1 pseudogene is annotated in these 693 nt (G+C 68.4%); it reads right to left on the bottom strand.

The annotated features are described in order from the left end of the window. Positions 1 to 42: 42 nt before the first annotated feature. Positions 43 to 363, bottom strand: a pseudogene (locus MKK60_RS18995) (transposase); the annotation flags it as partial. Positions 364 to 693 lie beyond the last annotated feature (330 nt).

The raw sequence follows: 693 nt of genomic DNA on the forward strand, positions 1-693 counted from the left end.
TCCTCGTCAGACGGATCGCCCGAGCTTTATGAAACAGGGTCTCAGCGCGTGGCGTTTGCGCCCGACGACCCGCCGGGCCGGATCGTAACCGCGTTCGCCGGCCACCCCCACGCCACCCGAGCGGGCAGCTTGCGCAGCGACGACACAGCCGGTCGGGCAGGCCTCACGTCAGACGCCCTTACGGTCAGCCATCGTGAGGGCATGAGCGAGGCGCTCGAACGCGCCTGTCTGCGAGAGACGCAAGAACCAGCGATGCATCGTGCTCCACGGCGGGAAGTCCAGCGGCAGATGCCGCCACGCGCATCCTGTCCGCAGGACGTACAGGATGCCGTGGAGCACGGTGCATCGCTGGTTCTTGCGTCTCTCGCAGACAGGCGTGTTCGAGCGCCTCGCTCATGCCCTCACGATGGCTGACCGTGAGCGCGTCGGACGTGAGGCCTGCCCGACCGGCTGTGTCGTCGATGCGCAAGCTGCCCGCTCGGGTGGCGTGGGGGTGGCCGGCGAACGCGGTTACGATCCGGCCCGGCGGGTCGTCGGGCGCAAACGCCACGCGCTGAGACCCTGTTTCATAAAGCTCGGGCGATCCGTCTGACGAGGATCATGGCTGCGGCGAGGACGAAGAAGGCGAGCGCAGAGGACGGGGTAGCCTCGTGGTCGCGAGCCAACCTGCGGCAGCGGGCGATCCAGCCGAAG

Source organism: Methylobacterium sp. J-092 (genome assembly GCF_022829325.1).
GTDB lineage: Bacteria > Pseudomonadota > Alphaproteobacteria > Rhizobiales > Beijerinckiaceae > Methylobacterium.